Raw genomic sequence first — 25,043 nt, 5'->3', positions numbered from 1 at the left:
TACTGATTGGCCCTCTAATAACGAAGCAACCGACAGAATTACAACATGACTCAATCTAGTTACAACGCAGAGGCCATTGAAGTCCTCAGTGGCCTGGAGCCAGTTCGTCGTCGTCCCGGAATGTATACGGATACAGCCCGCCCGAACCATCTGGCACAGGAAGTGATCGATAACAGCGTGGACGAAGCTCTGGCTGGTCACGCGAAGCATATTGAAGTAATCCTTCACAGCGATCAGTCTCTGGAAGTGATAGATGATGGCCGTGGTATGCCGGTTGATATCCATCCTGAAGAAAAAGTTTCGGCTGTAGAACTGATTTTGACCCGCCTGCATGCGGGCGGAAAATTCTCCAATAAAAATTACCAATTTTCTGGTGGCCTGCATGGGGTGGGGATCTCCGTGGTCAACGCCCTGTCCAAGCGCGTGGAAGTGACGGTTCGCCGTCACAGTCAGGTACACCAGATCGCCTTCGAACATGGCGAGAAAGTGCAAGAACTGGAAATCATCGGTAGTTGTGGAAAACGCAACACCGGCACAAGTGTCCATTTCTGGCCGGATGAAAGCTATTTCGATATTCCCCGTTTTTCTGCCACCCGCTTGACGCATTTGCTGAAAGCCAAGGCGGTACTGTGTCCGGGCGTTGAAATTGTTTTTAAGGACAAACTGAATGAGACCGAGCAGAAATGGTGTTATGCCGACGGGCTGACCGATTATCTGCTGGAAGCCGTCAACGGGCTGGTAACCTTGCCACAAGCCCCTTTTGTCGGGGCATTTAGCGGGGACACCGAAGCGGTCGATTGGGCATTGCTCTGGCTGCCGGAAGGCGGAGAATTATTGACGGAAAGTTACGTTAACCTGATCCCAACGGTACAGGGCGGAACCCATGTTAACGGCTTGCGTCAAGGTCTGCTGGATGCCATGCGCGAATTCTGCGAATTCCGCAATATGTTGCCGCGTGGGGTGAAACTCTCCGCCGATGATATCTGGGATCGCTGTGCGTATGTGTTGTCCCTCAAAATGCAAGATCCGCAATTTGCCGGCCAAACCAAAGAGCGTCTCTCTTCCCGCCAATCAGCGGCATTCGTTTCCGGCGTGGTGAAAGATGCGTTCAGCTTGTGGCTGAACCAGCACATTCAGGATGCGGAGCAACTCGCGGAAATGGCGATCGCCAGTGCGCAGCGCAGAATGCGGGCGGCGAAGAAAGTGGTACGCAAAAAGCTGACCAATGGCCCCGCCTTACCGGGCAAATTGGCCGACTGTACGGTGCAGGATCTCAATGTGACCGAACTGTTTTTGGTGGAAGGGGATTCCGCCGGCGGTTCTGCGAAGCAAGCCCGTGATCGTGAATTTCAGGCGATCATGCCACTGCGTGGAAAAATCCTGAATACCTGGGAAGTCTCTTCGGACGAAGTGCTGGCTTCGCAGGAAGTGCATGATATCTCCGTTGCGATTGGCATCGATCCGGACAGCGACGATTTAAGCCAACTGCGCTACGGTAAAATCTGCATCCTGGCGGACGCCGACTCCGATGGATTGCACATCGCAACCCTGCTGTGCGCCCTGTTTGTCCGTCACTTCCCGACATTGGTGAAACGCGGGCATGTCTATATGGCCATGCCGCCGCTATATCGTATCGACCTCGGCAAAGAAGTGTATTACGCGCTGGATGAAGGCGAAAAAAGCGCCATACTGGATCGTTTGAGCCGCAAGCGGGGCAAGCCGAACGTTCAGCGCTTTAAGGGATTGGGTGAAATGAACCCCATGCAGTTGCGCGAAACCACGTTAGATCCCAATACTCGCCGTCTGGTGCAATTGACTATCGACGATGAAAATTATCAAGAAACCCTCTCAGTCATGGATATGCTTCTGGCGAAGAAACGTTCGGAAGATCGCCGTAATTGGCTGCAAGAGAAGGGTGATTCCATCGATATCGAAGTTTAATGTTGAATTTGGTGCATAAAATTGTGCGCACAGGTAGTCAATACAGATCCTGAGGAAATGAATACATGAGTGAGATAACTCACGACGGTGTGGAGCGTCAACCGCTTCACACGTTCACTGAAAACGCCTATTTGAATTACTCCATGTACGTGATCATGGACAGGGCGTTGCCGTTTATCGGTGATGGCTTAAAGCCCGTTCAGCGTCGTATTGTCTATGCGATGTCAGAACTTGGCCTGAGCAACAGTGCCAAATTTAAAAAATCTGCCCGTACTGTCGGTGATGTGCTTGGTAAATACCATCCGCATGGCGATGGGGCCTGTTATGAAGCGATGGTTTTGATGGCACAGCCTTTCTCATACCGCTATCCATTGGTGGACGGGCAAGGTAACTGGGGTGCGCCGGATGATCCCAAATCCTTTGCGGCGATGCGTTACACCGAATCCCGCTTATCCAAGTATGCGGAATTGTTGCTGAGCGAGTTGGGGCAAGGCACCGTCGATTGGATGCCCAACTTTGATGGAACCTTGCAGGAGCCTAAGTGCTTGCCTGCCCGCCTGCCCAATATCCTGCTGAACGGCACCACCGGCATTGCCGTGGGTATGGCGACCGATATCCCGCCCCACAATGCCCGTGAAATAGTGAATGCACTGATTGCCATGCTGGATAAGCCGGATCTCTCGCTGGATGAGGCCATGGAATACGTCAAAGGGCCGGATTATCCCACAGAAGCGGAGATCATCACGCCAAAAGAAGATATCCGCAAAATCTACAAAAATGGCCGTGGTTCCGTGCGGATGCGGGCAGTATGGTCGAAAGAAGAAGGTAACGTGGTGATTACGGCGTTACCTCACCAAGTCTCCGGCGCGAAGGTTCTGGAACAAATTGCCAGCCAGATGCGGGCGAAGAAATTGCCGATGGTGGAAGATCTGCGTGACGAATCTGATCACGAAAACCCAACCCGCCTGGTGATTGTTCCACGCACGAATCGCGTGGATGTCGAGCAAGTGATGAATCACCTGTTTGCGACGACTGATCTGGAAAAAAGCTATCGCGTGAATCTCAACATGATCGGCTTGGATAACCGTCCTGCGGTCAAAGGCTTGGTTGAGATCCTCAGTGAATGGCTGGTTTTCCGCCGCGAAACAGTCCGTAATCGCCTGAATCATCGACTGGAAAAAGTGCTTAAGCGCCTGCATATTCTGGAAGGTTTGCTGGCGGCCTATCTGAATATTGATGAAGTTATCCAGATTATTCGCCATGAAGATGAACCGAAACCGGTATTGATGCAGCGTTTCGGCTTAACCGAAACGCAGGCAGAAGCCATTCTTGAACTGAAATTACGTCACTTGGCGAAACTGGAAGAAGTCAAAATCCGTGGTGAGCAGGATGAACTGGCGAAAGAGCGTGACAAACTTCAGGCGATTTTGGGTTCTGAGCGTAAGTTAAACACGTTACTGAAAAAAGAGATTATTGCCGATGCAGAAAGCTACGGTGATGAGCGTCGCTCGCCATTGAAAGCGCGCACGGAAGCGAAAGCCATGAGCGATCATGACATCCTGCCTTCTGAGCCGATCACCGTCATCATGTCAGAAATGGGTTGGGTACGAAGTGCGAAAGGGCACGAGATTGATCCGGCTGGCCTGAATTACAAATCGGGTGACAGCTTCCGCAGTGCGGCGCGTGGCAAAAGTAACCAGCCGGTGGTCTTTATTGATACCACCGGGCGCAGTTATTCCGTTGATCCGCTAGACTTGCCATCGGCCAGAGGGCAGGGCGAACCGCTGACGGGCAAGCTGGCATTGCCGGCCGGGGCAACGGTTGAACATCTGCTGATGGCGAAAGAGGAACAGAAATTCTTGATGGCATCGGATGCCGGATATGGTTTTATCTGTACTTTCAGTGACTTGATTGCCAAAAACCGGGCGGGCAAGGCGATGATTACGCTGCCGGAAAATGCCAAGGTGATGCCGCCATTGGAAATCAGCAGTGAACAGGATGATATGTTGCTCGCGATCACCAAAGCGGGTCGCATGTTGATGTTTCCGGTCGCTGATCTGCCGCAGCTTTCCAAGGGTAAGGGCAATAAGATTGTATCCATCCCGGCGGCACAGGCTGCATCGGGTGAAGATATGCTGAGTTGGTTGCTGGTATTGCCGCCACAATCTTCCATTACGCTTTACTTCGGCAAGCGCAAGTTACTGCTTCGCCCGGAAGATTTACAGAAATTCAGGGCTGAACGAGGGCGTAAGGGAACGTCTCTGCCCCGTGGCTTGCAGCGTGTTGAGCGGGTTGAAGTGGAGATGCCCAAACCATTAAGCTACAAATTGTAAGATAAAAGGTATTCATCATCATCTTAGGCCAGTGTTATACACTGGCCTTTCAGTAAGAGGCCGCTATGCTCGCGATTATTCGGGGAATTATTGTTATTCTGTTTACGATACTGCTCTTTATTTTTGGCGGTATCTACTGTTTGTTCAGACCACGCAATCCAAGCCATGTGATGACTTTTGGCCGTGCGTTTGGCAAATTGCATAAAGTGTTTGGTATTAAGCTGCTGGAACGTATTCCGGCGGACGCTCAGGAATACGGGCCCAGCATTTATATTGGCAATCACCAAAACAATTACGACATGATTACCATGTCGAATGCGGTACAACCCCGTACCGTCACGGTGGGCAAAAAAAGTCTGGTCTTTATTCCCTTTTTTGGCCAGCTTTATTGGCTGACAGGGAATATTTTGATCGACAGGGACAACCGGACAAAAGCCCACGGCACGATTTCACAGGTTGTCGATCAGATCAAAAAAAACCGGGTTTCAGTTTGGATGTTCCCGGAAGGAACGCGCAGTCGTGGCCGTGGATTGATGCCTTTCAAAACAGGTGCCTTTCATGCCGCCATTGCTGCTGGTGTCTCTATCGTGCCCGTCTGTGTCTCTTCAACACACGATAAAATAAAACTGAATCGTTGGAATAACGGCACCGTGATTGTTGAAATGTTGCCGCCGATTGATACCTCGAAATATACCAAAGAGCAGGTGCGTGAATTGGCAGAACACTGCCGACAAATGATGCAAACGAAGATTGAAGAATTGGATAAAGAAGTTGAGGAACTTAATAAGCGTGGAAACTGAATAAGGATAGCGATATGATTGCGTTTAATAAATTAACGTTTTTATTAAACGCAATCGATAGAATAATAAATCCCGATAGCCACAATATCGGGGGCATTCATCCCAGTCACTATTTGAATTGTATACCTAAGAATTGTATACCTGAGAGTTTCAAACTTATTTCTGTCGTAGAGAGACTATTCCTTCTGTGGAGAAAATATGTCACTGAGTCGGCGCCAATTTATTCAGGCTTCTGGTTTGGCAATGTGTTTAGGGGCGCTTCCTTTTGTGGTTCGGGCCAATAAAAATCAACAAACAAAATTGCCGCTCCCTCCCTTACTGGAATCCCGAAGAGGGCAACCCCTGTTTTTAGCCATACAAAAAGCCACCTGGTCGTTTAACGGCCATAATAAGGCTCAAGTTTGGGGCATCAACGGGCATTATTTAGGGCCAACGATTCGGGTTCGCCGGGGGGAAGACGTCAAACTGATATATAGCAATCGGTTGTCTGAACCGGTTTCCATGACAGTCGGGGGGTTACTGGTACCGGGAACCTTGATGGGCGGTTCATCCCGTCTGATGTCGGCGGGGGAAAGTTGGTCGCCGGTGATCCCGATAAACCAAGTAGCAACGACTTGTTGGTATCACGCCAATACCCCAAATCGAATGGCACGGCATGTTTATGCCGGCCTTGCAGGTATGTGGTTGGTGGAAGACGAAAGCAGCCGCAGCCTGCCTTTGCCCAGACATTATGGTGTCGATGATTTCCCGGTTATTTTGCAAGACAAGCGGTTAGATAATTTTGGTGTGCCGCAATATAACCCGTCGGCTAATCAAGGTTTTCTTGGCGACACGTTGGTTGTGAATGGCGTCGAAAATCCTTTCGTGGAAGTTGCCAGAGGTTGGGTCAGGTTACGCTTATTGAATGCGTCTAATGCCCGACGATATCAATTACAACTCAGTGATGGGCGTCCTTTCTATATGATCGCGACTGATCAAGGCCTGCTGCCCGCTCCCGTGGCAGTACAGCTATTGTCACTCGCACCGGGAGAGCGCCGTGAAGTCTTGATTGATATGTCGCAAGTGGAAAGTGTGACTATTACTGCGGGGGAATCCGCAGGTGTTATCGATCGTCTGAAAGGCTTGTTTGAATCTTCAAGCAAACTGCTGTCAACCACGGTGTTAACCCTGAAAGCCAGTGGGCTGCTGCCTTTGGTGACCGATCAATTACCGGCTCAGCTTGTCGTCGATAATCCGCAGATCAACGACTCCATTCGAAGTCGTCAGATTGATTTAGGAAACTATTCACAAGGGATTAATGGCTCACTGCTGAATGAGAATCGAATCGATATCACAAGCCAGCAAGGCGCGTGGGAGCGTTGGATCGTCACAACGTCAATACCGCAGCCTTTCCATATTGAAGGGGCAAGGTTTAAGGTCATCAGTCTGAATGGTGATCGTCCAGAGCCACAGGATTATGGTTGGAAAGATACCGTTTGGATTGATAGTCGGGCTGAATTGCTGGTTAATATGATGCAGCCGTCTTATGAGCATTTTCCTTTCATGTATTACAGCCAAATATTAGAAATGGCAGATCGTGGCGTAGCCGGGCAGTTGCTGGTTAATCCTGCCGGTTCTTAAATGAAAACCTGTTACTGGTTAAACCCGATTCTACCACTGTTTTCGGTGGATTTTAGGTGAATATCAGGTAAATATTCTGTCAAGTTGGATAAGGTTGTTATTTTAGTGACAACTTATTAAGTAATAGATTGTTAAACAATGGATTGTTTAACAATTTATGAGCAAACTAACTATTTGTGGGAATAAGTGACTAATCTTATCGACTGAGAGTAACCCTTTCCGTATAGTGTCCCAAACTTTCATACTACTTGGCTGTAAGGTGATTTAATGATTATCAGCTTGATTGCTGCGATGGCTATGGATCGAGTTATTGGGATGGAAAACGCCATGCCTTGGACTTTGCCGGGCGATTTAGCCTGGTTTAAACGCAATACGCTCGGAAAGCCGGTTGTCATGGGGCGCGTGACTTATGAATCGATTGGTCGTCCTTTACCGGGGCGTCTGAATATCGTGATCAGCAGTCAACCTGCAAGTGATGATCGGGTCACTTGGGTGAGCTCTATCGAAGCGGCTTTGGCCGCCGTTGGCGATGTTGAAGAAGTGATGGTGATGGGAGGAGGAAAAATTTATGAGCAGTTTATTCCTCTGGCTCACCGTATGTATTTGACGCATATTGATGCGGAAGTGATTGGTGACACGCATTTCCCTGATTATGAGCCTGATGAGTGGAATTCAACGTTTACCGAATATCACGACGCAGATGAACACAATTCACACAGCTATTGTTTTGAAGTTCTGGAACGCCGAGAATGAGCTAATCTTACGTGCGGAGTGCTTTGAGGCACTCCGGCGTCACCGCTGAGATTTATCACTTATTGTCATTTAGTGAATAATGAATCCTGACTGAAATAGTGTTTATCCTCCCAACGAAGCAGGGTCAATTTCCCGCCCCAACAACATCCCGTATCCAGCGCGTAGATGCCGGCAGGTGTCCCCTGGCCTTCCAGTGCAGCCCAGTGACCAAAGGCAATGGAATAGTCTTCAGGAATGCGGCGCGGTAATTTGAACCACGGTTTCAGTGGGGCAGGGGCATTTTCCGGTTTGGATTTGCAGCTCATATCCAATTGACCGTTTGGAAAGCAATAACGCATGCGGGTCAAGGCATTGGTACTGTAACGCAACCGGGCAAGGCCGCTTAACTCTGGCGTCCAGTTATTCGGCATATCCCCATACATTTCGTTGAGAAACAACGGATAACTGTCACTGCGAAGAATAGCTTCCACTTCACGGGCGCATATTTTGGCGGTTGCCAAATCCCATTGTGGGGTGATCCCGGCATGTGCCATGACGAGCTTCAGTTCGTCATTGATTTGCAACACGGGCTGTTTTCTCAACCAATTGATCAACTCATCAATATCCGGTGCGGCGAGTAATTCAGCCAGCAAATCTTTCGCTTTATTGCGGCTGATTTTAGCGTAAACCGCCAACAGATGGAGATCATGATTGCCCAGTACGAGCCTCACCGCGGAACCGAGTTGCTTGATATAGCGCAGTACAGCCAATGAATCCGGGCCACGGGCGACGAGATCGCCTGTCAGCCATAGCGTATCTTCGCTGGGATTAAAATCGACTTGTTCTAACAAAGCGCGAAATTCACGATAACAACCGTGAATATCGCCAATAAGGTATGTCGCCATAATAATTAATTTATCAGTGTTGGAATAGCCAGCCGGAACACGGGAATGGCGACACGGAACGAACGGCCATCGTGATCAACCATTTCATAGTGGCCTTCCATTGTTCCCAGAGGGGTTTCCAAAATCGCGCCACTACTGTAGCGGTATTCTGTTCCCGGCGGGATCAAAGGTTGTTTTCCCACAACCCCTTCACCCTGAATTTCGGTTTGGTGACCATCACTGTTGGTAATGCGCCAGTAACGGCTAAGAAGTTGCACAGGGGAATGCCCAAGATTGCGAATTGATATTGTATAAGCAAACACAAAACGTTGTTGTTCCGGCTGTGATTGGCTTTCTACATAAGTACTTTGTACTTGGATATAAACTCTGGGTTCATTGAGCATAGGTGCCTCCTGTTGCTGCAACTTCTGTTGATTGGTTTAGGCAATTTTAGGTTGAGATGCTAACCAGTTTGCCATCTTACAGTATTGCTCGACAGAGATGTTTTCAGCCCGCGTACCGGGATCAACGCCTAGTTCAGATAACTGTTCAGCAGAAAAAATATTCCCAAGGCTATTGCGGAGCGTTTTTCTCCGTTGGTTAAATGCCTGAGTGGTAATCTGGGCTAACATGCGAATATTCTGAACAGGATAAGGCATGCTCTTGTGTGGGATCAAACGCACAATGGCAGAATCCACTTTCGGCGCAGGTGTAAATGCCGTCGGCGGTACTTCAAGAATAGGTATTACCTGACAGTAGTATTGTGCCATGACACTTAAACGTCCGTAGGCTTTACTGCCAGGCCCCGCGACCAGACGATTCACGACTTCTTTTTGCAACATAAAGTTCATATCAGCGATAGCATCAGTATAGCTGAAAAGATGGAACATCAACGGGGTCGAAATGTTATAAGGCAGGTTGCCAAATACGCGCAGAGATTGCCCGCGCTGTTTGGCGATCTGACCAAAATCAACCGTCATTGCATCTTGCTGAATGATGGTCAGCTTATCTTTCAGTTTGGGATGAACATGCAGGCGAGCCGCCAAATCGCGGTCAAGTTCGACAACCGTCATTTTATCCATGCGTTCGCCCACTGGCTCAGTCAGAGCTCCCAAACCGGGGCCGATTTCCACGACGGCTTGGCCGACCTGTGGGTTCATCGCATTGACAATACTATCAATGATAAATTGATCGGTTAAAAAGTTTTGCCCGAAACGTTTACGGGCGTGGTGCCCTTGATGGACTTTGTTATTCATTACTGTTTTGTATCATTTTAATTGCTAGATTCAATGCGGTGATAAAACTCCCCACATCAGCTTGACCTGTCCCTGCCAGCTCCAGTGCTGTGCCATGATCGACAGAAGTTCGGATAAATGGCAGACCCAGCGTAATATTCACTGCCCTGCCAAAACCTTGGTATTTTAACACGGGTAGCCCTTGATCGTGATACATCGAAAGCACGGCATCGGCATGATCTAAATATTTGGGCTGGAACAGGGTATCCGCAGGCAATGGACCTTCCAGCCATAGGCCTTCTGCCCTCAGACTGTCTAAGGCGGGAATGATGACATCGATTTCTTCATGCCCCATATGTCCTCCTTCACCGGCATGAGGATTCAGGCCGCAAACGTAGATATGGGGACGAGGGATACCGAATTTCGTTTTTAGATCGTGATTAAGAATCGTGATCACTTCCCGCAGGGAATCAAAGGTAATCGCTTTCGGGACATCCAGAATTGGCAGGTGCGTTGTTGCCAGTGCAACTCGCAGCTCTTCGGTTGCCAACATCATGACCACCCTTGAGCATTGGCTGTGGTCAGCAAAAAATTCAGTATGCCCGGTAAAAGGAACGCCTGCATCATTAATGACACCCTTATGCACAGGCCCAGTCACTAATGCTGAAAATTCCCCACTCAGACAACCATCGCAAGCTTTTGCTAAGGTTTTCGTGACATAAGTCCCGTTTTTTCGGTTTAACTCCCCTGCAATCGTCGGGGATTGAAGGTCAACGGGCAGAATAGTCAGGGTGCCGGCAGCTTGTGATGAAGTGTGTTCAGGGGAGTAAGTTTGTAGTTGCAGGGGTAAATTCAGTTGCTTGGCTCGCGAGAGCATTAGCTCCGGGTCGGCACAAACAACCAGTTGTATCGGCCACGCTTTTTGAGCAAGCGCAATGACTAAATCAGGACCAACCCCGGCTGGTTCGCCGGGGGTAATGATAATGGGTTTATTATTGTGCATCACTGTTATTGTGCATCGCGACTGTCTAAAATTTTCACATAAGCGGAGGCACGTAATTCCTGCATCCAGCTTTGTGCCTCTTCATTGAATTTGCGGTTGAATAGCAGGCGATAAGCACGATCTTTCTGTGCCGCATCTGTTTTATCGACTTTGCGGCTATTTAGCAGTTGAATTAAGTGCCAACCGAAAGCGGAGTGAACAGGCTGGCTGATCTCACCTTTTTGCAATTTCATCAACGCATCGCGGAAAGCAGGATCGTAAGCACTTGGCAAATTCCAACCCAATTCTCCACCACGCATGGCTGAACCGGGATCTTCAGAATGCTCTTTTGCGGCTTCTTCGAATGACGTTTTACCACTTAAGATCGCTTCTCTGAGCTGCATCAACTCGTTGCGTGCCTGCTCGTCATTCAGAATGGGGGATGTTTTCAGCAGAATATGGCGGGCTTCCACTTCGGTGACGGCAATGGGCATCTGACCACCACGGATATCATTCACTTTCAGAATGTGAAAACCCACACCGGAACGGATTGGGCCAATAATCTGCCCCTTTTGTGCCGATTGGAGCTGCGCAGCAAACAGGGATGGCAACTCTTGCAGTTTGTTCCAGCCCATATTGCCCCCTTTCAGGGCTTGGCTATCACCGGAATAGGTGAGTGCCAATTTGCCGAAATCCACGCCATTCTTGAGTTCAGACAAGATTTTTTGGATCGTGGTTCCCGCTTTTTCTACCTGTTCCTGACTTGGGTTTTCCGGCAAGGGGATCAGGATCTGGCTAATATTTAACTCAGAATCCTGACTATTTTGGCTGCTGATTTGGTTAGCCAGCGAATCAACTTCCTGTGGCAGGATAGTGACGCGACGGCGGACTTCATTGTTACGCACTTCTGCAATCATCATTTCCTTGCGGATCTGATTACGGTAGGTATCGAAGCTAATGCCATCTGCGACCAGATTTTGTTTCAACTGGGCAAGGCTCAAGTGGTTTTGAGCTGCAATATTGGTGATCGCAGAATCTAAGACTTGATCAGGAATAGTAATCTGCATTCGGTCTGCCATTTGCAGAATAATGGCATCCATAATCAAGCGCTCAAGGATCTGATGACGCAATGCTTTCTCATCCGGTATCTGCTGGCCTGCATGTTTTGCATTAAGTTTAACGGATTGTAAAAGGCTGTTGACGTCACTTTCCAGTACGACATCATTGTTAACAACGGCAGCGACCTTATTAAGCTCTTGTGGCGCGGCCATTGCGACAGAGTTTACTGAAAACATCAATCCGAAAATGAGCGATTTCCAGTTCTTCATACATTTCCCATCATATCAATCCCGCCTTGGCAGGGTTATTTTGTTTACATTGCGTTTATCGGTATCAGAATGCACGTTGGTATGGAAGAATACCTTGCTGCAACATTTTCTGACTGCCTAAACTATGATTGTTACTTAGGCCACGAAGTTCAATATTGAATGACCATTTATTGTCATATTGGCTGCTATCGAAGCGCCAGTCGGTGACCTTGCGTTCATAACCCACATTAACCGCCCAGCAACACGTGTTGTATTGCAGACCGACCATCTGGCTGGCGGGCTGTTTCTCTTTCGTATCGTAGTAATAAGCCCCGACAAACGCCCAACGATCGGACAATGGCCAGCTTGCCACCATGCCCACTTGAGAAATCCCTTGCTGATAAGCGGGCATCCTATCTCGATTATTCTTATCTTTGAGGGTGGCCTGGATATAATCGCGATCCACGAATCGATAGCTCAATTGAACCAAACGGTCAGCATCACGACGGTATTCTAGGACTGCATTTCCCATCGCAACACTACTCAGACGGGTGTCATATTGTAGTCCTCCCTTAAGCCCCCATGAGTCATTGATTTTCCATTCAGCATCTCCTGCCCATGTGACAGAACCAGTGTTTTTCTTAGTGCTGATAATGTCAGTTTTTTCTGGATCGGGGTTAGCATCTTTTACACGTGGAGACTCAAAGTAATAAATTTGACCTACGGATAGATTAAAACGTTCAACTAAATCCTCATCATAAATACGGGTGGTGATACCACTGGTAAATTGATTCGCTGATGAAATACGGTCTAAACCGCCATAGAAGCGGTCACGGAACAGACCGGTATAATTCGTCTGTAGTAGGGACGAATCGTAGTTATAGATGTTATTTTGATTCTTATAAGGCACATAAAGATACTGGATACGGGGTTCCAGTGTCTGAGTGTAATTCTGATCAAAATGCATAGTGCGTTCAAACACCATCTTGGCATCAGATTTAAACACTGGTAGGACACGAGTAACCGATCTTTCCAATGTAGGTGTTTCCTTTTGGGCTGAGGCAGGAATATCTTGTTGATAGTGAGTTGCCATCAATTTCAATTCATTATTGAGGCTAGCCCAGCCGTTGGAAAGTGGTAAATTGATGGAAGGTTCCAGATGCCAACGGGTTGCATTTGGTTGATCCTCACCTACGCTGGTTAATTTAGCGATTTGAGCATAAGAGCGGAAATCAAATGGCCCCAGATCATTCTTGTAGTAATTCATATCTAGCTGAGGTGCAGCTCGGTAGGCTTCTCCGGCATTACCTGCGGTAAAGATCTGGAACTGTTTGGTGGTCAATGTGGCATTCCAGTTTTTCTGGGCATAGCCAATACTGAACTTCTGGGTGGCATAGCCATCGGTACTGGAACCGTATTGTGAAGTGAAGTCACTGAAATAGGTTGGATCACTGACTTTGGTATAATCAGCACTAAAACGCCAAACCTGATTCATGACGCCACTGTGATTCCAGTAGAACAACCAACGGCTGTTACTATCCCGCTCAGGCTTGATATTGAGCCTTTTGTCCTCTTCATATAGACGGTCGCGCCCAATCCAATCCAGAGCCACTGTACCTGAACCCGCTTGGGTTAAATAACGGAACTCATTATCCAGCTTCAAACCACGCATCGTGATGAGATGCGGGGTAATGGTGGCATCATAGTTGGGGGCAATGTTCCAGTAATAGGGCAGCAGGAATTGGAAACCGTCTTTATTGGAAAAACTGGCGTTGGGGATCAAAAAACCAGAACGGCGTTTGTCTCCGATAGGCAATTGCAAATAGGGACTGTAAAACACCGGCACATTGGCAACGCGAAAGCGGGCATTCCAGATTTCAGCGACTTCTTCTTCACGGTCAAGGATCACCTCAGAACCCACAACGCTCCAGCTATCATTACCGGGCAGGCAGGAAGTAAATATCCCGTTATTCAAGATGGTATAGCGATTTTCATCACGCAGCATCATCTTATCTGCACTACCGCGTCCTTGACGGCCAACCATCTGGTATCTGCCTTGTTCTACGTCGGTATCTTTATTGTTCAGATTGGCCCACGCGCGTGGCCCTTTCAAGATGATCTGAGGGTCATCATAGCTGACATTACCGACGGCGGTTACCGTGCGGACAGGTTCTTTAGCTTGTGTCTGTTCGAGCCGGACTTTATCGGCGGTCAGGGTTTTATTGCCCTGTTGGATATCAACATTACCAATAAACTCAACCGCATTGGGATATTCACCGTGAGTATCATCGGACTTAATATAAATCGGCAGCTTATTCGGATCGCCTGTGATAATCGGCTTATCGTAAACAGGGACACCCAACATACATTGCGCTGCAAGGTCAGCATGTGCCTGCTGACTGTAAAGTGCTGCCCATACCATTGTGGCCAGCAGGGTAGGATAACATTTATTCATAGATGTTTATGCGGTTCCGTCATCAGTGGCATCGTGCCGGCAAACGCTCAGAGACTAACGTAGTTGAGAGATAGGCGCCAGAATAAAGTTTAACTTTGCTAATCTTGTTGTTAGGCACAGAGCTTAATGGAGAGTATGATAATGCAAAATTGCGCTCAGGGCATTGGGGAATTGAAGACTATATGCAGTATTGGGGAAAATTATTCGGATTAATATTTGGGATCGCGTCGGGTGCGGGTTTTTGGGGGATCGTGATTGGCTTGCTGCTGGGTCACCTGCTTGACAAAATCAGGATGCAGAAATTGGGCAGAAAGCCTAAAGGCCCAACCCGGCAGGCGCTGTTTTTCCGCAGTACTTTTCAGGTATTGGGGCACCTGACCAAAGCAAAAGGGCGGGTCACCGAAACGGATATCCAACTGGCCACTCAACTGATGAACAGAATGCAACTGCATGGTGAAGCCCGGCTTTCTGCACAGCAGGCATTCCGTGAAGGCAAGCAGCCTCAATTTCCCTTGCGTGAAACCTTGCGACAATTACGCCGTGCTTGCTTTGGTCGTTTTGACCTGATCCGCATGTTTCTGGAAATTCAGCTACAAGCCGCATTTGCAGATGGTGAACTGCATCCTAATGAAAGAAAGGTCCTGTTTGTTATCGCGGAAGAATTAGGGATTTCTCGCCTTCAATTTGAGCAATTTCTTGCCATGATGGAAGGGGGACGTCATTTCGACGGGCACCAGCAAGAGGAGCAATACCAACAGCATGGGCATTATCACGGCCATAGACAGCAGCGTGCAACACTGGAAGATGCCTGTAAGGTCTTGGGAGTCAAGGAACAAGATGATGCCACAACCATTAAGCGCGCTTATCGAAAATTGATGAGTGAACATCACCCCGATAAGCTGGTGGCAAAAGGTTTACCACCAGAAATGATGGAACTGGCGAAACAAAAAGCACAGTCTATCCAAGCCGCCTATGATTTGATCAAAAAAGAGCAAGGCTTTAAGTAACGCCTGTAGTTATTTATTCGTCAAAACAATCATATTCATTAAAACAAGCGTATTCGTTAAAAATCAGCCGGGCACTCAAAATGTATTGGCGTGCCATAAGCAGGGTGGGTGATGAACAGCGCTTGGGCATGCAATTGCAGGCGAGGTGCCAGTTCCCTTGCCTGCGTATGCGCATAGAACTTATCGCCCAGAATCGGATGGCCCAGTGCCAGCATATGCACGCGAAGCTGATGGGAACGCCCGGTGATCGGCGCCAGCCTGACCCGCGTTGCCTGCGCTTCATACGCCAGAACCTGATATTCAGTTTGTGCTGACTTACCTGTTTCAAAACAGACTTTCTGTTTCGGGCGATTCGGCCAGTCACAGATCAGGGGCAGGTCCACCAACCCTTTTTCCTGCGCCATCTTTCCCCATACCCGCGCGATATAGACTTTTTTCGGCTCACGCTCACGGAACTGACGTTTTAACTCACGCTCGGCGGCCTTAGTCAGCGCGACAACCATAATCCCGCTGGTCGCCATATCCAATCGATGGACAGATTCAGCGCAGGGAAATTCCGCTTGTATCCGCGTCATAATACTGTCCTTGTGCTCCTCTGCTCTCCCCGGCACAGAAAGTAAGCCACTGGGTTTATTGACAACCATAATGTGCTCATCCTGATACAACACATGTAACCAAGGATCGGTCGGGGGAAGATAAGACTCCAGCATAGTGGCTCCAATGGGTCGAAAAATGGGTTTGGAAAATAATCGAGTTGGGAAATAATCGGGTCGAAAAAATGACGGGGCGCATTCTATCAGGATATGGCTGACTATGTGAGATAAAACATATGTGAGATAAAACGCATGTGAGATAAAACTCAGGGGCATGTTGTCGAGGATGCCCCTGAGTTTACTGTTAGCTAATCGCCTTTGTTTTCTTACTGATGAGAAACCACCACCAAACGAATCGCATCCAGACGCCAGTTTGCCTGATCAAGATTGAGCAGCAGATGTTTATGCTCAGATTTAATCGCCTCCAGCTCATCATCACGGATATTCGGGTTAACCGCTTTCAGGGCTTCCATGCGTGACAATTCGGTCAACAGCGCTTCATCCGCTTCTTTCTTCGCCTTCGCGATCAACCCATGTGCTTGTGCTTCAACCAGCGGTTCAGATTGTTGCAAAATCGCATGAACCTCTTTCTGTACTGCATTCACCAGCTTGCTGGCGTTATGGCGGTTGATGGCATTGAGCTGACGGTTGAAGCTTTCAAACTCAACCTGAGGCGCCAGATTGGTGCCTTTCAGATCCAGCAGGAGGCGCACAGGTGTTGGCGGCAAGAAACGGGTCAATTGCAGGTGCTTCGGCGCTTGAGCTTCCACAACGTAAATCAACTCAACCAACAGCGTACCGACCGGCAGTGCCTTGTTTTTCAGGATGGAAACCGCACAACTGCCGGTATCGCCTGACAGGATTAAATCCAGCCCGTTGCGAATGATGGGGTGTTCCCAGCTCAGGAACTGAGTATCTTCGCGGGACAGGGCTTTTTCACGGTCAAACGTAATCGAGCAGCCATCTTGGGGTAAGCCGGGGAAATCCGGCACCAGCATATGATCGGAGGGATGCAGGGCAATAATATTGTCGCAGCGATCTTCCTGATTGATGCCGATGATATCAAACAGATTCAGGGCAAAATTCACCAGATCGGTATCTTTATCTTGCGCTGCAATTTTCTCTGCCAGTTTCTGGCCTTGCTCGCCGCCGTTGGAGTTCATCTCCAGCAGACGGTCACGTCCCTGTTCCAGTTGCTGTTTCAGCTTCTCATGATGCTCGCGACATTGTGCAATAAATTCATTGAAGCCCGTTTGCTCATTTGGCTTGGCGAGGAAATTCACCAGCGTTTCATAATATTTGTCATAGATGGAACGGCCGGTTGGACAGGTGTGCTCAAAAGCGTCCAGACCTTCGTGATACCAGCGCAGGAGAATGGATTGCGCTGTATTTTCCAGATAAGGCACACTGATTTTGATATCGCGGTTTTGGCCAATACGATCCAGACGACCGATACGCTGTTCCAGCAAATCAGGATTGAAGGGTAAATCAAACATGACAAGCTGATTGGCAAACTGGAAGTTACGCCCTTCTGAGCCAATTTCAGAACAGAGCAGCACTTGCGCGCCCTCTTCTTGGGAAGCAAAGTAAGCGGCGGCACGGTCACGTTCCAGCAAGGACAGGCCTTCGTGGAACACCGCACTGCGGATGCCTTCGCGTTCACGCAACACTTGCTCCAGTTGCAGCGCCGTTTCTGCTTTGGCACAGATCACCAGCACTTTTTCGTCGCGATTTGCCATCAAGAAACCCATCAGCCATTCTACGCGGGGATCGAAATTCCACCAGGTGGCGTTTTCCCCTTCGAATTCCTGATAAATCCGTTCAGGATAGAGCATATCTTTGGCGCGAGCCTCCACCGACTTTTTGGCCCCCATGATTTCAGAAACCTTGATCGCCGTCTGATATTGAGCCGGCAAAGGTAATTTGATCTCGTGCAATTCACGATGCGGAAAGCCTTTCACACCACCACGGGTATTACGGAACAGCAGTCGGCTGGTGCCGTGGCGATCCATCAGCATGGTGATCAGTTCGCGGCGCGCGTTTTCGCTCTCTTCATCCTGATGGCTGTTGGCGGCTTTCAGCAGCGGTTCAATATCCTGCTCGCTGATCAATTCGACGATGGCATTTTGCTGGTCATTATTCAGGGATTCACTGGACAACAGTAATGTCACCGCATCCGCGACCGGGCGGTATTTCTGTTGCTCATCAATGAACGCCTGATAATCGTGGAAACGATTCGGGTCCAGCAGGCGCAGGCGGGCAAAGTGACTCTCTTGCCCCAACTGCTCCGGGGTTGCCGTTAACAGTAAGACCGACGGGATTTGCTCTGCCAATTGTTCGATAGCCTGATATTCGCGGCTGGGGGAATTTTCGCTCCAGGCCAGATGGTGCGCTTCATCCACCACCATTAAATCCCAACTGGCTTCCAGCAGCAGTTCAAAACGCTGCTTATTGCGGCGAACAAAATCCAGCGAACAGATAATCAACTGTTCAGTTTCAAACGGATTATCGCTGTCATGCAGCGCTTCGCTGTATCGGCTATCATCAAACAGGGAAAAACGCAGATTGAAACGGCGCAGCATTTCGACCAGCCACTGGTGTTGCAGGCTGTCCGGCACAATGACCAACACACGTTCGGCACGCCCGGCCATCAATTGCTGATGGATAATCATACCGGCTTCAATGGTCTTGCCCAGACCAACTTCATCCGCCAGTAATACACGCGGTGCGTGACGCTTGCCTACCTCATTGGCAATGTGTAGCTGATGAGGGATCAAACTGGCACGAATACCGCGCAGCCCACTTTCGGCCAGACGGGACTGCTCGCTTAGGTGTTTACGGGCGCGAAAACGCAAGGCAAAGCGATCCATGCGGTCAATTTGACCGGCAAACAGGCGATCCTGTGGCTTGTTAAATGTCAGCTTGCTATCCAGAAAAACTTCCCGCAAGCAGATGTTTTCTTCTTCCGTATCCAGACGCGTACCCACATAGGTCAACAGGCCATTATCGAGTTGGACATCATTGATCTTGAGTTTCCAGCCTTCGTGACTGGTCACGGTATCGTCCACATTAAACATAACGCGGGTGATGGGGGAGTCATTGCGTGCGTAAAGGCGGTTTTCTCCGCTGGCAGGGAAAAGTAACGTCACCATGCGCGCATCAAGCGCCACGACGGTTCCTAATCCAAGTTCGCTTTCTGTATCGCTTATCCAGCGTTGACCAAGAGTAAATGGCATAAATTTTGGCTCAGTTTTCTGTTAGACAATATTATTTATGGTTGCAGGATGGCTGCTTTTGTTGGATATCGATTGTTATAGGTTTTGATAACGGGATCACAAAAGTGCAGTTGCCCATTGGAGGGGCGCTATGTTAATTGAAGCCGGGCAAGCCGTCACCTGCAAAAATATCCATTATTCGAAAGAGATGTTCATTTGCCCGGTCAGCAGGGGCATAAAGTCGTCCTGAATAAATGGCAGGATGGCATCGGCAATCGGTTTCAATTGCTTGTTGATATAGTGTTCATAATCGGGTGCCGAGGTTGGATTCTCTAAGGGTTCAGGGCCTGCTTGGGTCATGACGTAGTTGATCCAACCGCCATTTTGATACTGTAACGGACGATGATGCTGTTGATTATATTCATCCGCCAAACGTGCTGCCCGCACATGGGGCGGCACATTACGCTGATAATCAGACAACTTGCGGCGTAATCGCTTACGGTACACCAAACGATCATCAAACTCACCTGCCAGTGTTTTGGCGATATATTGCCGAATATAATGCTGATGCGGTTGTTGATGAAAAATCAGGCTATACAGCTCTTTCTGGAATATTTGTGCCAGCGGCGTCCAGTCACTCCTGACCGTTTCCAGCCCCTTGAAAATCACCTTATCACCGCTTAACCCGGCATAACGTTTTTTACTGCCTTGCTCTGCGCCGCGTACCGTTGGCATCAGGAAACGCCGATAGTGAGTTTCAAACTCCAGCTCCAGCACACTTTCAAGATTGAATTCAGCCTTAAGGTGATCCCGCCACCATTGGTTGACAAATTGTGTCAGGGAATGCCCGATTTGGCAGGCTTCCTCCTCGGAATGAGGTTGTTTTAGCCAGACAAAAGTGGAATCCGTATCACCATAAATCACCTGATAGCCTTGTGATTCGATTAACTCACGGGTTTGGTGCATGATTTTGTGACCACGCAGCGTAATGGATGATGTCAGGCGAGGATCAAAAAAATGGCAGCCGGAAGCGCCAAGTACACCATAAAACGCATTCATAATAATTTTCAGCGCTTGGGAAAGCGGCGCATTCTGTTGCTTTTTGGCCTTTTCACGTTCATGCCAGATTTGGGTGACAATATCCGGCAAACAGTGCTGTGTGCGGGAGAAAAATGCCTGACGAAAACCGGGCACGGCCTGTTGGCTATCAGGGTTGGCGAGACCCTCAACCAGCCCGACCGGATCAATTAAAAACGTGCGAATAATCGAAGGATAGAGGCTTTTGTAATCCAGCACCAACACCGAATCGTATAATCCGGGGAACGAATCCATCACGAAGCCACCGGGGCTATTGTCATCGAAATACGTTGGCAGAACGGGAGCCACATAACCAATACGGTGCATTCTTGGCAGATAAAGATGGGTGAATGCCGCGACAGATCCTCCGCTGCGATCCACCGCCAATCCTGTTACCGTGGCGCGCTCCAACAGGAAAGCCATCAAATCCGTCTTCTCAAAAATACGATTGACCAGAAGGCAATCCTGCAAATTATAGCGGGCGAGGGCGGGCTTATCTTCTTGAAAGCGACGATTGATCTCATCCATGCGATCATAAGGATTATCGACGGCTTTCCCTTCCCCTAACAGTTCGCGCGCGACGTACTCAAGACTGAAAGAGGGAAAATTCCACGTGGCGGTTTTCAGGGCATCAATACCATCAATGATCAGACGACCTTCTGCCGAAGCGAAAAAGTGCCCTGGTTTAAAACCGTGTTCCCGCCATTCGAGTACCGCCTGATTGCGCCCGAATTTTAACGGCACGTGATAGCGTTCAGCATGTTGCTGCAACACCCGCAAATCGAACTGAACCAGATTCCAGCCAATAATGGCATCAGGATCATAATCAGCCAGCCACTCATTGAGTTTTTCCAGCATCAGCGGACGACTGGCAACATACTCCAGTTTGAAACCGAGATCCTGTCGGTTATCCTTTGCTGCTCCCAACATAAATACCGTTTTCTCACCGCATCCGGCCAAGCCAATAGAATACAGCTCCCCATGTTGGCTGGTTTCGATATCCAGTGACACCCATTTCAAATGTGGCCGATAAGCGGGATTAGGTTTCATTTGATAACTGCCGTTGGGTTTCTGGCTGAACCAAACGGGAGCAGTAATAAAGCGCTCCATCATAAACCTATCGGGGGGACGAATATCGGTTTCATAGAGCGGGATATCTTGCTCTTTAAACACTTTTTCCAGTTGTTGTAACTGGCGATATTGCAGGCAATATAAGGCAGAGACCGGTTGGCGACTAAAATCTTTCAATGGCAAAGCTTTCAGTTCGCAGCCCCGCTCTTGGGTGAGTAAAGGTTCTGCTTTAGGCAGATCGTGTTGAGGAATAAAGGCCACCGCTTTTTGGTGCGGGATCGTAATACGGCGTGCACCCGCCTCCGTCGCCAGCCAATACACCAACTCGATACCTAATGGTGTCTCTTTCCAATGGCGGGTCAGGATAAAACCTTGTTCAACGTGATTTATCTGCATAATATTTTATCTTGTGAGAAATAAACCCTATTTCATTTCACGGAGGCCATTTCAATCATAGCATTAATTATGGTTATTTATACAGTGTTTTTTGCTGGGAATTTGACAGGGGAATACGTTTTTATAGTTATTGTGATTTATTATTTTATTAATTAATAAAAAGAGTATTTATAATGAATTTATTTTTACCAGAGAGATATTAACTACTTTAAATTATCAGAGAGATGACTTATTTTTTCTCATCTAATTAAATAGGTTTTCATAATAGTGAATGTTTGTAATCTTTTCATTTTGAAATGTGATTTAAACAGGCTGTTTTATTTACCTTTTGTTACTATGATTAATTGGGTAACATTCCAACGTTTTTTACTGAAAAAATAAAACATTAATTGAATCTGGTAAATATTGATGAATAAACCCAATCAACTGACGCAAACAGATATCAGAGCCTTACTCTTATTTTTCGCTTTTACCTTACTGTATTTGTTACCCGGTGTTTATGGACATACACCATGGAAACAAGATGAAAATTACAGTTTTGGCATTATTCACACGATGTATGAGACCGGGAATTGGTTGGTCACCATGAATGCGGGGCAACCTTTTATGGAAAAGCCGCCCCTGTATTATTGGACAGCAACGTCATTTATTCATTTGCTATCGCCTTGGCTGCCAATGCACGATGCAGCCAGAACAGCCTCTTTATTTTTTTCAGTGTTCAATTTCTCCTTTTTTATTCTATTGGCTCGCCGTGTATTTGATATCAAAAACTTTACAGACAGCCGAATATGGATAGCTTTTGCTTTGTATGCCAGTGCGCCCGGCCTGGTTCGCCATAGCCACGATATGTTTACGGATACCTCATTGATGGCCGGCACAACGATCGGGTTATATGGCTTACTGGGATTAATCAAAAACGAAAAAACAGCTTACTCCTGTTTGTGGTTGACCATGGGTACGGCGGTAACGCTTTTATCAAAAGGGGTATTTATTCCTGGGTTGTTATGGATTTGTCTTATTCTGGCACCCGTTTTCCTGAAACAGTGCCGAACCAAACAATATTGGCTCAGTGCGTTATTATCAGGAATTATTGCACTGGTTTTCATCCTGCCGTGGCCAGTGATGTTATTTATTGAACATCCTGATTTATTTAAAATCTGGCTTTGGGATAACAATATCGGTCGCTTTTTCGGTTTTTCGGTTGAAGATCTCGGCGCAAGGGGGAATCCGACCATGATCCCTGAGGCCGTGCTGTTGTTTGCCTTGCCAGCGGGAATATTGGCTTTTATCTTTATCTTGATGAACCCAATTAAAATTCTGTCAGACGAACATTATTTCCTTTGTGCTGCATTTGTTGTATTAGGTGTGGTGTTATTGCAAATCTCGGCCTCTGGCCGTGCATTATATTTACTGCCTTTTATTGCCCCAATGGCAATCTTGGCGACAGAGAGCTTTATTAAACTGCCTAAGATCATCTATAAATATTTCACCATATTTTCTTCCCTATTTTGGTCTGGGCTGATTATCTTTTTATGGATTTGTTATTTTTTATCTCTTTCCACTGATTATAAACATTGGTTAATGCCGTTTAGCCGATGGTTGCCAATGAGTTATCAGATGAATTTCTCGGGATTGATTGTGGCTATTGCTGCCTTGATCACGGCGATATGGATAGCGAAAAGCTGGCTCCTTGCTAAATCGCCGGCCTTACGCGCTGCCCAAAATTGGGTTTTGGGGATTGCTACAGTCTGGGGATTAGTCTTTACGTTATTTGTTGGCTGGATTGATTACACCAAAGGGTATAAAGAAACGTTTCTTGATTTAAAACAGACGCTGGCGGGGGTATATCAAGATCATCACTGTATGGCATCGTACAATATTGGCGAATCCGAAGCGCCGATGCTTTATTATTTTGCTCATGTCCTGCATCAACAACAGAATACGTTTGAAGCGCCTGAAAAATGTGATTGGTTGATTGTCTTATCCGAAGAGATAGCGCCAGCGCCTGAAGGGATGGAATTATATTGGCATGGGCACCGGGCACACCGGGATCGGGAGAATTTGGTGGTTTATAAGAAGATTGGGTTGGGTGATATATAACGATTTTAAAATCGTAGCCTATTTCCTTACCCCTCGCAGCGCGAGGAGTAAGGAATTTTCATAATTTTGAGTGTATCACTATGATGAAAACTTATTTTATAAGATTGTGATTATTATAAATTTGTAAATAGGGTGTTCATGAACGATTAAGTTTCTCTTTTAATTCCTTTACTTTCATTTCCAGATTATCAACGCCTTTATCAGCAGCTTTTTGGTACAATTCGAGTGCTTTTGCATAATCTTGCGGTACAACTTGACCAAGTTCATAAATCATTGCCAAATTTCTCTGGGCATAACCATCATTTTGAGCTGCCGCTTTAAGAAACCATTTCATCGCTTTGAGATGATCTTTTTTTACACCATTTCCATACCAATAAAGCTGACCAACATTATTTTGTGCCGTAGGATAACCTTGAGATGCGGCTTTCAAAAACCACTTCATCGCAACGGAACCATCTTTTGTCACGCCTAAGCCTTCCATGTAGAGAAATCCTAAGATATTTTGCCCATCGGCATTCCCCTGATTGGCTGATTGTGTACTCCATTCGATCGCTGTTTGATAATTTTGTTCTACACCTAACCCTTTAGCGTAGAAAAGACTTAGTTTAGCCTGCGCACTACTGTCCCCTTGTTCAGCCGCTTTGGTATACCATTTGACAGCTTCGGAGTAGTTTTGAGGTACCCTTAGTCCCTCACTATAAATATCTCCAAGTCTATTTTGTGAGCGGATATATCCCTGCTCAGCGGCTTTGGTGTACCATTTGATGGCTTCCTTATAATTTTGCTCTACGCTTAATCCATTAAAATAGAGGTATCCCATATTGGCTTGCGCAGAATCCACTCTTTGTCGAGCGGCTTTAGTGCACCATTTTAATGCTTCTTGATAATCTTGTGTTACACCTTTCCCTGTTATATAGAGATAGCAAAGGGACGCCTGTGAATAGGCATTTCCTTGTTTAGCTGCTTTGGTATACCAAACCACTGCTTCTTGATAGTTTTGTTGTATACCTAAGCCGTGATTATAAAGAGATGCAAGGAAAGATTGAGCATTTGTATTCCCTTGTTTAGCTGCTTGGGTATACCATTTGATAGCTTCTCTGTAGTCTTGTTGGATACCTAATCCTTTCTCATACAGTCTGCCCGTTTTATATTGCGCCGTAGTATCACCTTCTGTGGCTAATTTTAGGCAAACAGAAAATGATTGTTCATCTATTTTGCAAGGATCATTTGGCGTACATGCAGAGGCTAACAGGCCGAAACTGAGAAAAAAACAGTGTGATAATAAGCGTCTCATA

Annotated in this window: 17 protein-coding genes; 7 read left to right on the top strand and 10 right to left on the bottom strand. The window is 47.5% G+C overall.

All coding sequences use genetic code 11. From position 1 onward, the window contains the following. Window positions 1-45 precede the first annotated feature (45 nt). The 5 genes from parE to folA all read left to right on the top strand — a co-directional run bounded on the left by parE (window position 46) and on the right by folA (window position 7,447). Entirely contained in the window at window positions 46-1,941 is a 1,896-nt protein-coding gene (parE, locus tag XDD1_RS15675) for a DNA topoisomerase IV subunit B (RefSeq protein ID WP_045972630.1), read from the top strand. Window positions 1,942-2,006: 65 nt separating this feature from the next. Beyond that, complete coding sequence (parC, locus tag XDD1_RS15670; protein WP_045972628.1) at window positions 2,007-4,274, top strand: DNA topoisomerase IV subunit A; 2,268 nt, start codon at window positions 2,007-2,009, stop codon at window positions 4,272-4,274. A 65-nt stretch (window positions 4,275-4,339) separates the two neighbouring features. Beyond that, window positions 4,340-5,074: a 1-acylglycerol-3-phosphate O-acyltransferase gene (locus XDD1_RS15665; RefSeq protein ID WP_045972626.1), complete on the top strand. Its 735-nt coding sequence runs from the start codon at window positions 4,340-4,342 to the stop codon at window positions 5,072-5,074. A 198-nt stretch (window positions 5,075-5,272) separates the two neighbouring features. Further along, window positions 5,273-6,694, top strand: coding sequence for a cell division protein FtsP (gene ftsP / locus XDD1_RS15660; RefSeq protein ID WP_045972624.1), 1,422 nt, complete (start codon window positions 5,273-5,275; stop codon window positions 6,692-6,694). 270 nt (window positions 6,695-6,964) lie between these two features. Further along, a complete protein-coding gene (gene folA, locus XDD1_RS15655) occupies window positions 6,965-7,447 on the top strand; it encodes a type 3 dihydrofolate reductase (protein WP_197541041.1) in 483 nt (160 codons plus the stop codon). 65 nt (window positions 7,448-7,512) lie between these two features. On the opposite strand, the gene apaH is transcribed toward folA, so the two are convergent. The 6 genes from apaH to lptD all read right to left on the bottom strand — a co-directional run bounded on the left by apaH (window position 7,513) and on the right by lptD (window position 14,289). Beyond that, the gene (gene apaH, locus XDD1_RS15650) at window positions 7,513-8,331 is read right to left on the bottom strand and encodes a bis(5'-nucleosyl)-tetraphosphatase (symmetrical) ApaH (protein ID WP_045972620.1); all 819 of its coding nucleotides are present in this window, start codon (window positions 8,329-8,331) and stop codon (window positions 7,513-7,515) included. A 5-nt stretch (window positions 8,332-8,336) separates the two neighbouring features. Further along, window positions 8,337-8,714: a Co2+/Mg2+ efflux protein ApaG gene (apaG, locus tag XDD1_RS15645; RefSeq protein WP_045972618.1), complete on the bottom strand. Its 378-nt coding sequence runs from the start codon at window positions 8,712-8,714 to the stop codon at window positions 8,337-8,339. A 36-nt stretch (window positions 8,715-8,750) separates the two neighbouring features. Further along, window positions 8,751-9,566: a 16S rRNA (adenine(1518)-N(6)/adenine(1519)-N(6))-dimethyltransferase RsmA gene (gene rsmA / locus XDD1_RS15640; protein ID WP_045972616.1), complete on the bottom strand. Its 816-nt coding sequence runs from the start codon at window positions 9,564-9,566 to the stop codon at window positions 8,751-8,753. Next, window positions 9,559-10,548, bottom strand: coding sequence for a 4-hydroxythreonine-4-phosphate dehydrogenase PdxA (gene pdxA / locus XDD1_RS15635; RefSeq protein WP_045973721.1), 990 nt, complete (start codon window positions 10,546-10,548; stop codon window positions 9,559-9,561). The genes rsmA and pdxA overlap by 8 nt, the downstream gene beginning before the upstream one ends. A 5-nt stretch (window positions 10,549-10,553) precedes the next feature. Next, the gene (gene surA / locus XDD1_RS15630; protein ID WP_045972614.1) at window positions 10,554-11,855 is read right to left on the bottom strand and encodes a peptidylprolyl isomerase SurA; all 1,302 of its coding nucleotides are present in this window, start codon (window positions 11,853-11,855) and stop codon (window positions 10,554-10,556) included. A 64-nt stretch (window positions 11,856-11,919) separates the two neighbouring features. Next, on the bottom strand, window positions 11,920-14,289 hold the full coding sequence (gene lptD, locus XDD1_RS15625) for an LPS assembly protein LptD (RefSeq protein ID WP_045972612.1): 2,370 nt from the start codon (window positions 14,287-14,289) through the stop codon (window positions 11,920-11,922). A 182-nt stretch (window positions 14,290-14,471) separates the two neighbouring features. Between lptD and djlA the strand changes: the two genes are divergently transcribed. Continuing rightward, complete coding sequence (gene djlA / locus XDD1_RS15620; protein WP_045973719.1) at window positions 14,472-15,296, top strand: co-chaperone DjlA; 825 nt, start codon at window positions 14,472-14,474, stop codon at window positions 15,294-15,296. Between the two features lie 56 nt (window positions 15,297-15,352). On the opposite strand, the gene rluA is transcribed toward djlA, so the two are convergent. The 3 genes from rluA to XDD1_RS15605 all read right to left on the bottom strand — a co-directional run bounded on the left by rluA (window position 15,353) and on the right by XDD1_RS15605 (window position 21,642). Beyond that, window positions 15,353-16,006 (bottom strand): bifunctional tRNA pseudouridine(32) synthase/23S rRNA pseudouridine(746) synthase RluA, encoded by a 654-nt coding sequence (rluA, locus tag XDD1_RS15615; protein WP_045972610.1) that lies wholly within the window; start codon window positions 16,004-16,006, stop codon window positions 15,353-15,355. A gap of 209 nt (window positions 16,007-16,215) precedes the next feature. Then, complete coding sequence (rapA, locus tag XDD1_RS15610) at window positions 16,216-19,125, bottom strand: RNA polymerase-associated protein RapA (RefSeq protein WP_045972609.1); 2,910 nt, start codon at window positions 19,123-19,125, stop codon at window positions 16,216-16,218. A gap of 174 nt (window positions 19,126-19,299) precedes the next feature. Continuing rightward, window positions 19,300-21,642, bottom strand: a complete 2,343-nt coding sequence (locus XDD1_RS15605; RefSeq protein WP_408068296.1) for a DNA polymerase II — start codon at window positions 21,640-21,642, stop codon at window positions 19,300-19,302. Between the two features lie 414 nt (window positions 21,643-22,056). On the opposite strand from XDD1_RS15605, the gene XDD1_RS15600 reads away from it, so the two are divergent. Continuing rightward, the gene (locus XDD1_RS15600) at window positions 22,057-23,748 is read left to right on the top strand and encodes an ArnT family glycosyltransferase (protein ID WP_045972605.1); all 1,692 of its coding nucleotides are present in this window, start codon (window positions 22,057-22,059) and stop codon (window positions 23,746-23,748) included. 136 nt (window positions 23,749-23,884) lie between these two features. Here XDD1_RS15600 and XDD1_RS15595 read toward each other — a convergent pair whose 3' ends face one another. Continuing rightward, on the bottom strand, window positions 23,885-25,042 hold the full coding sequence (locus XDD1_RS15595; protein WP_052705730.1) for an SEL1-like repeat protein: 1,158 nt from the start codon (window positions 25,040-25,042) through the stop codon (window positions 23,885-23,887). Between the last annotated feature and the right edge of the window lies 1 nt (window position 25,043).

Source organism: Xenorhabdus doucetiae, assembly GCF_000968195.1.
GTDB lineage: Bacteria > Pseudomonadota > Gammaproteobacteria > Enterobacterales > Enterobacteriaceae > Xenorhabdus > Xenorhabdus doucetiae.
The sequence above is the reverse complement of the archived record's forward strand: the minus strand, read 5'-3'. Positions and strand labels throughout refer to the sequence as shown.